General features: G+C 57.6%; 8 protein-coding genes and 1 tRNA gene. All 9 read right to left on the reverse strand.

The window, feature by feature from the left end; genetic code table 11:
- Nucleotides 1-3345, reverse strand: a 3345-nt coding sequence (gene rpoB, locus WCA53_RS03370; protein ID WP_423905459.1) for a DNA-directed RNA polymerase subunit beta, incomplete at its 3' end; no start/stop codon positions are given.
- A gap of 364 nt (nt 3346-3709) precedes the next feature.
- Nucleotides 3710-4078, reverse strand: a complete 369-nt coding sequence (gene rplL, locus WCA53_RS03375) for a 50S ribosomal protein L7/L12 (protein ID WP_423905460.1) — start codon at nt 4076-4078, stop codon at nt 3710-3712.
- A 72-nt stretch (nt 4079-4150) separates the two neighbouring features.
- Nucleotides 4151-4681, reverse strand: coding sequence for a 50S ribosomal protein L10 (rplJ, locus tag WCA53_RS03380; RefSeq protein ID WP_423905462.1), 531 nt, complete (start codon nt 4679-4681; stop codon nt 4151-4153).
- Between the two features lie 291 nt (nt 4682-4972).
- Complete coding sequence (rplA, locus tag WCA53_RS03385) at nt 4973-5668, reverse strand: 50S ribosomal protein L1 (protein WP_423905464.1); 696 nt, start codon at nt 5666-5668, stop codon at nt 4973-4975.
- Complete coding sequence (gene rplK, locus WCA53_RS03390; protein WP_031361595.1) at nt 5669-6100, reverse strand: 50S ribosomal protein L11; 432 nt, start codon at nt 6098-6100, stop codon at nt 5669-5671.
- 155 nt (nt 6101-6255) lie between these two features.
- Nucleotides 6256-6813: a transcription termination/antitermination protein NusG gene (gene nusG, locus WCA53_RS03395; RefSeq protein ID WP_423905467.1), complete on the reverse strand. Its 558-nt coding sequence runs from the start codon at nt 6811-6813 to the stop codon at nt 6256-6258.
- Between the two features lies 1 nt (nt 6814).
- Complete coding sequence (gene secE, locus WCA53_RS03400; RefSeq protein WP_423905469.1) at nt 6815-7195, reverse strand: preprotein translocase subunit SecE; 381 nt, start codon at nt 7193-7195, stop codon at nt 6815-6817.
- A 34-nt stretch (nt 7196-7229) separates the two neighbouring features.
- Nucleotides 7230-7305, reverse strand: a tRNA-Trp gene (locus WCA53_RS03405).
- 65 nt (nt 7306-7370) lie between these two features.
- The coding region (locus WCA53_RS03410) for an elongation factor Tu (protein ID WP_423905471.1) at nt 7371-7591 on the reverse strand (221 nt) is incomplete at its 5' end.

The following is a 7591-nucleotide window of genomic DNA, read 5'->3' on the forward strand; positions in this document are numbered from 1 at the left end:
GACGTCGGCAGGACGGCCATCCGCCATGTACGGCATGTCTTCGATCGGCACGATCTTCGACACCACACCCTTGTTACCGTGACGGCCGGCCATCTTGTCGCCCGGCTGCAGACGACGCTTCACAGCCAGATACACCTTGACCATCTTCAGCACGCCCGGCGGCAGTTCGTCGCCTTGCGTCAGCTTCTTGCGCTTTTCTTCAAACGCCAGATCGAACTGGTGACGCTTTTGTTCGATCGAGTCCTTGATGGCTTCGAGCTGTGCCGCTGCTTCTTCGTCCGCGAGGCGGATGTCGAACCAGTGGTAGTGATCCAGATCTTCCAGGTACGGCAGGTCGATCTTCGTGCCCTTCGCCAGCTTCTTCGGACCGCCGTTCGCGACCTTGCCATTCAGCATGCGGGCGAGACGCGAGAAAGCGTCGCCTTCCACAATGCGCAACTGGTCGTTCAAGTCGAGGCGATAGCGCTTCAGTTCGTCATCGATAATCTGCTGTGCACGCTTGTCACGCGTGATGCCTTCGCGCGTGAACACTTGCACGTCGATCACCGTGCCGCTCATGCCCGACGGCACGCGCAGCGACGTATCCTTCACGTCCGAAGCCTTTTCACCGAAGATCGCGCGCAGCAGCTTTTCTTCCGGCGTCAGTTGCGTTTCGCCCTTCGGCGTCACCTTGCCGACCAGCACGTCGCCCGCTTCCACTTCAGCGCCGATGTACACAATGCCCGACTCATCGAGACGGCCGAGTTGCACTTCAGCCAGGTTCGAGATGTCGCGCGTGATTTCTTCCGGTCCCAGCTTCGTGTCGCGAGCGACCACATTCAGTTCTTCGATGTGGATCGACGTGTAGCGATCTTCAGCGACGACCTTTTCCGAAATCAAGATCGAATCTTCGAAGTTGTAGCCGTTCCACGGCATGAACGCGACCAGCATGTTCTGGCCAAGCGCGAGCTCGCCCAGATCGGTCGATGCACCGTCAGCTACCACGTCGCCACGGCCAACCTTGTCGCCGACCTTTACGATCGGACGCTGGTTGATGTTCGTGTTCTGGTTCGAACGCGTGTACTTGATCAGGTTGTAGATGTCGACACCGACTTCGCCGGCGACTGCTTCGTCGTCGTTCACGCGAATCACGATACGGCCCGCATCGACGTAATCGACCATACCGCCGCGTTCCGCCTGGACGGTCGTACCCGAGTCGACTGCAACCGTACGTTCGATACCCGTACCGACCACGGCCTTTTCAGGACGCAGGCAAGGCACAGCCTGACGCTGCATGTTCGAGCCCATCAATGCGCGGTTCGCGTCATCGTGTTCAAGGAACGGAATCAGCGACGCTGCCACCGAAACGATCTGCGACGGCGCCACGTCCATGTACTGGATGCGGTCCGGCGTGACCATCAGCGTTTCGCCCGCTTCCCGCGACGAAACCAGCTCGTCGGTCAGCGTGCCGCCTTCGCCCAGCGACGCGTTCGCCTGGGCGATCACGTAGCGGCCTTCTTCGATCGCCGACAGGTAATCGATCTGGTCGGTCACCTTGCTGTCCACAACCTTCCGATACGGCGTCTCGAGGAAACCGTATTCATTGAGATGCGCGTACAGCGCCAGCGAGTTGATCAGCCCGATGTTCGGGCCTTCCGGCGTTTCAATCGGGCACACGCGGCCATAGTGAGTCGGGTGCACGTCGCGGACTTCAAAGCCTGCGCGCTCACGCGTCAAACCGCCCGGTCCAAGAGCCGACACGCGGCGCTTGTGGGTGATTTCCGACAGCGGGTTAGTCTGGTCCATAAACTGCGACAACTGCGACGAACCAAAGAACTCGCGAATGGCCGACGAAATCGGCTTCGAGTTGATCAGGTCGTGCGGCATCAGGTTTTCACTTTCTGCCTGGCCCAGACGCTCCTTCACAGCCCGTTCCACGCGCACGAGGCCCGCACGGAACTGGTTCTCAGCCAATTCGCCCACGCAACGCACACGACGATTGCCCAAGTGGTCGATATCGTCCACTTCGCCCTTGCCGTTTCGCAACTCGACCAAAATCTTGATCGTGGCGAGGATGTCATCGTCTTGCAGCGTCATCGGTCCGACGATCTCGTCGCGGCCAACGCGGCGATTGAACTTCATACGACCCACCTTCGACAGGTCGTATGCGTCTTCGCTATAGAACAGACGGTTGAACAGGGCCTCAACGGCTTCTTCCGTCGGCGGCTCGCCCGGACGCATCATGCGGTAGATCGCGATACGCGCGGCCATGCGGTCCGCGGTTTCGTCGATACGCAGCGTGGACGAAATGTACGGGCCTTGATCCAGGTCGTTCGTGTAGAGCGTCTGGATGTCCTTGACCTTCGACTCGCGCAGCTTTTCGAGCACGGTTTCCGTGATCTCGTCGTTGGCGTTCGCGATCACTTCGCCCGTCTCGCCATCGACAACATTCTTTGCCAGCACGCGGCCGAGCAAATAGTCTTCCGGCACCGAGATGAACTTCGTCTTCGCGGCTTCGAGGTCGCGAATATGCTTCGCGTTGATTCGCTTGTCCTTCTGGACAATGACGTTGTTCTCGCGATCCTGGATGTCGAAGCGCGCGACTTCACCACGCAGGCGCTCTGGCACGAATTCCATTTGCGCGCCTTCGCCCATCAGAGCGAAGTTATCGAACACGAAGAAGTGCGCGAGGATCTGTTCCGGCGTCAGGCCGATGGCCTTCAACAGGATCGTCACCGGCATTTTCCGACGACGGTCGACGCGGAAATACAGCACGTCCTTAGGATCGAATTCGAAGTCGAGCCACGAACCACGGTAAGGGATGATACGAGCCGAGAAGAGCAGTTTGCCCGAGCTGTGCGTCTTGCCCTTGTCGTGCTCAAAGAACACCCCTGGCGAACGGTGCAACTGGGACACGATCACACGTTCCGTGCCGTTGATCACGAACGAACCGGTCGGCGTCATGAGCGGCATTTCGCCCATGTAGACTTCCTGTTCCTTCACTTCCTTGACGACCGGCTTGCTCGGCGATTCCTTGTCGAGCAGTACCAGGCGCACCTTGGCGCGCAGAGCTGAGCAATACGTCAGGCCACGCTGCTGGCATTCCTTGATGTTGAATGCAGGCGGCGAAAGCATGTAGCTGACGAACTCGAGACGCGCGAAACCGTTGTGCGAAACGATCGGGAAAACCGACGAAAACGCTGCTTGCAGGCCTTCTGCCTTACGCTGAGTCCCGATGGTCTCGGCTTGCAGAAATGTGCTGAATGATTCAAGCTGGGTTGCCAGCAGGAAGGGAACCTGGTGAACGATGGGGCGCTTCGCGAAACTCTTGCGAATACGCTTCTTCTCGGTGAAGGAATATTGCATACGATCTCCGAATCACTACGGGCGTTGCCGAGGCGGGATACCTCGATGACACGACCCGGTGTTCACCGACTGAGACTCGTCGACCGTCCGGGGAGGACGAACGAGCCTAGAAGCTTGGTGGTTGGCCGCTACCAACCATGGCTGACGGCAGCGGATGCCTATGTTGCCCGCTACCCGACCAAACTTGCCTTCTGCAGTCGCTTCAGAAGACAAAGAAAAGAATCGGCAAAACATTCTCACCGATATTTTTCTTTGGCTTCTGCGGAGACACTCTTACCGAAATCGGTAAGCCGCAACATTGTCCCCACAAAGCACAAAAAGGCCGGCGGTGGAAACCGCCAGCCTTAGCACCGCGCAACATGACTTACTTGATTTCAGCCTTCGCGCCTGCTTCTTCCAACTTCTTCTTCGCTTCTTCAGCAGCAGCCTTCGGTACCGATTCCTTAACTGGCTTCGGTGCGCCGTCAACCAGGTCCTTCGCTTCCTTCAGGCCAAGACCCGTCAGTTCGCGAACAGCCTTAATGACCGACACCTTGTTTGCGCCGATTTCGAGCAGGTTCACGGTGAATTCCGTTTGCTCTTCAACGACAGCAGCAGCACCAGCGGGGCCAGCAACTGCAACTGCTGCAGCCGACACGCCAAATTTTTCTTCGAACGCCTTGACCAACTCGTTCAACTCCAGAACCGACATCGAGCTTACTGCTTCGAGGATGTCATCTTTTGCGATTGCCATTTGAGATACTCCTAAATTGATTTCGGTTACAGCCAGCGATCTAAAAACCTAACTGAGCGCTAGTGAAGTACGTTACGCAGCTGCTTCGGGCTCTGCTTCAGCCGGAGCTTCAGCGCCGCCACCCTTTTGCGCAGCGAGCGCGGCCAGGGCGCGCGCGAAGCCGGCAACAGGTGCTTGCATGACGTACAACAGCTTGGAGAGCAGTTCTTCGCGGCTCGGGATGTTGGCGAGTGCTTGCACAGCCGCCTTGTCCATCACGTTGCCTTCGTAGGAACCGGCCTTGATGATCAACTTGTCATTGGTCTTGCCGAAGTCATTGACGACCTTGGCAGCAGCAATTGCATCTTCAGAGATGCCGTAGATCAGGGGACCAGTCATCTGCTCAGCCAGAGGAGCGAACGGCGTACCTTCAACAGCGCGACGCGCCAACGTGTTTTTCAACACGCGAAGATACACTTGTTGCTCGCGCGCTTTCGCGCGCAGCTTGGTCAGATCGCCAACCGCAATTCCACGATACTCAGCGAGCACCATCGTCTGGGCCTTCGCGACTTGCGCGGCGACTTCAGCGACAACTGCCTGCTTGTCTTCTTTGTTCAGTGGCACGGTTAAACCTCCAAATTCGATGCACCAACTTAGCGCACCGCGTTCAACAACGGCGTCCGACCTGTTAGGAGTATTTCGACCGGCTGGTGCGCGCCTCGCGGTACGCGACAACCGTTTTCAACCACACCCAAAACCGTTCCGGGTTCGCCATCTGCGTTGGCTTGCATTAAGGTCACGCCCACCTGCAGCGCTTCCGCCAACGGTCTTTGACAACCGGTTGCAGGCCAAACTGCGACTCGCAACCGCCCAAAGCCCTTAACGCGGACTCGCTAGAGTCCGCGCATGATTCTTTTACTGCGAAAGCGTTGCGTGATCGACCCGCACGCCGACACCCATGGTGCTCGACAACGCGATCTTGCGCAGGTACACGCCCTTGCTGGTCGCCGGCTTAGCCTTTTGAAGGGCTTCTACCAGTGCCGACAGATTCTGACGCAACGACGCTGCTTCAAACGAAGCACGACCGATGGTTGCGTGAATAATCCCGCCCTTGTCGACGCGGAATTGCACTTGACCGGCCTTGGCGTTACGCACAGCCTGAGCGACGTCAGCCGTAACCGTACCGACCTTCGGATTCGGCATCAGGCCGCGCGGGCCAAGAATCTGACCGAGCGTACCGACAACGCGCATTGTGTCCGGCGAAGCGATCACGACGTCGAAGTTCAAATTGCCAGCCTTGACCTGCTCGGCCAAGTCTTCCATACCGACGATTTCAGCGCCGGCAGCGCGCGCTTGCTCGGCCTTTTCGCCCTGAGCAAACACAGCCACGCGAACCGACTTGCCGGTACCAGCGGGCAACACGACCGAGCCACGAACCACTTGGTCCGACTTCTTCGCATCGATGCCGAGTTGCACAGCCACGTCGATCGATTCGTCGAACTTGGCGCTAGCGCATTCCTTGACGAGCGAAAGCGCATCGTCAACGGGATACAGCTTCATGCGATCAACCTTCGTCGCGAACGCTTGAAGACGCTTAGAAAGCTTAGCCATTTATACGCCCTCCACGGTGATGCCCATTGAGCGGGCGCTGCCTGCGATCGTACGAACCGCCGCGTCCAGATTCGCTGCCGTCAGGTCAGGCATCTTGGTCTTTGCGATTTCTTCAGCTTGAGCGCGCGTGATATTGCCGACCTTGTCAGCATTCGGCTTCGGCGAACCCTTCGCGATACCCGCTGCCTTCTTGATCAGAACGGTAGCCGGCGGCGTCTTCATGATGAACGTGAAGCTCTTGTCCGCGAATGCCGTGATGACCACCGGCACGGGCAGGCCCGGCTCCATCGCTTGAGTCTGCGCGTTAAACGCCTTGCAGAACTCCATGATGTTCAGGCCGCGCTGGCCCAGTGCCGGACCGACCGGCGGCGACGGGTTGGCTTTACCTGCAGGAATCTGCAGCTTGATAAAGCCAATAATTTTCTTTGCCATGTTAAAAACCTCTTCAAAACGCGCAAGCGTTCGGTGAGTGATAACGCGCGTTCGCAAAAACCGCTACTGACGCTCCTCAACAGCCATTAAGCGGACTGTAAGCGCAAATCGCGCACGAGCCGTGAGGCCCGAACGCGACGGTAAAGCGAATGCTTTTAAACCTTTTCTACTTGGCCAAATTCGAGCTCGACGGGTGTAGACCGACCGAAAATCGTCACCGACACGCGGACGCGCGACTTCTCGTAGTTCACTTCCTCGACGTTGCCGTTGAAGTCGGTGAACGGACCGTCCTTCACACGAACCATCTCGCCGACCTCGAAAAGCGTCTTTGGCCGTGGCTTTTCGACGCCTTCCTGCATCTGCGACATGATCTTTTCCACCTCACGGGGAGAGATCGGGCTCGGGCGATTTCGCGCTCCGCCAACAAAGCCGGTCACTTTTGCGGTGTTTTTCACCAAATGCCAGGTCTCGTCCGTCATTTCCATTTCAACAAGCACGTAGCCCGGAAAGAAACGACGCTCGGTCACCGACTTGTGACCGCCCTTCACTTCGACAACTTCTTCGGTGGGAACGAGGATCTGACCAAATTGATCTGTCATGCCGGCGCGTTCGATACGCTCCTGGAGCGCGCGTTGAACGCTTTTCTCCATGCCTGAATAGGCGTGCACCACGTACCAACGCTTTCCGCTCGGTGCTGCTGGTGTATCGCTCATATCATCTCCAACCCAGAATTACCGAGAATATCATCCACTCGATCGACTTATCGCTAAGCCACAAGAAGATGGCCATGATCAGCACAAAGGCAAAGACCACCAACGTGGTCTGCGTAGCTTCCTTGCGGGTTGGCCACACGACCTTGCGGACTTCCTTGTACGAATCTTTGGCAAAGGCGATGAAGCCCTTTCCCGGTGCAGAGAGGAGACCGACCGCGACACCCGCGATCAGGCCGACAGCAAGCGCGGCGCCGCGAACGTACCACTCCTGGCCACCTAGCCAGAAGAAACCCACGAACCCGGCCAAGACCAACAATACACCCGCGGTCAACATCAACTTGTCGCCGGAAGTATTTACAGTTTCGACGGAAGGATTCGCCATAACACCTTAAACAGCGCCTTTAGACGCGAGATTGTGGCAGGGGCAGAGGGAATCGAACCCCCAACCTTCGGTTTTGGAGACCGACGCTCTGCCAGTTGAGCTATGCCCCTAAACCATTTTGGGGCTGGCGACACCGCCAACCCCGAAGTAGCAGATTACCGAGAAATATCTGGCTTTACTCGAGAACCTTTGCAACGACACCAGCGCCAACCGTACGGCCGCCTTCACGGATAGCGAAGCGCAAACCTTCTTCCATCGCGATCGGAGCAATCAGCTTCACCGTGATCGACACGTTGTCGCCCGGCATAACCATTTCCTTGTCCTTCGGCAACTCGATCGAACCCGTTACGTCCGTGGTACGGAAGTAGAACTGCGGGCGATAGTTGTTGAAGAACG

Source organism: Caballeronia sp., assembly GCF_049581465.1.
GTDB lineage: Bacteria > Pseudomonadota > Gammaproteobacteria > Burkholderiales > Burkholderiaceae > Caballeronia.

Bases quoted from the DNA above. Each gene is read 5' to 3' on its own strand.
- rplL (WP_423905460.1), bottom strand. From the start codon at position 4,078: ATGGCAATCGCAAAAGATGACATCCTCGAAGCAGTAAGCTCGATGTCG.
- rplA (WP_423905464.1), bottom strand. From the start codon at position 5,668: ATGGCTAAGCTTTCTAAGCGTCTTCAAGCGTTCGCGACGAAGGTTGAT.
- rplK (WP_031361595.1), bottom strand. From the start codon at position 6,100: ATGGCAAAGAAAATTATTGGCTTTATCAAGCTGCAGATTCCTGCAGGT.
- nusG (WP_423905467.1), bottom strand. From the start codon at position 6,813: ATGAGCGATACACCAGCAGCACCGAGCGGAAAGCGTTGGTACGTGGTG.
- secE (WP_423905469.1), bottom strand. From the start codon at position 7,195: ATGGCGAATCCTTCCGTCGAAACTGTAAATACTTCCGGCGACAAGTTG.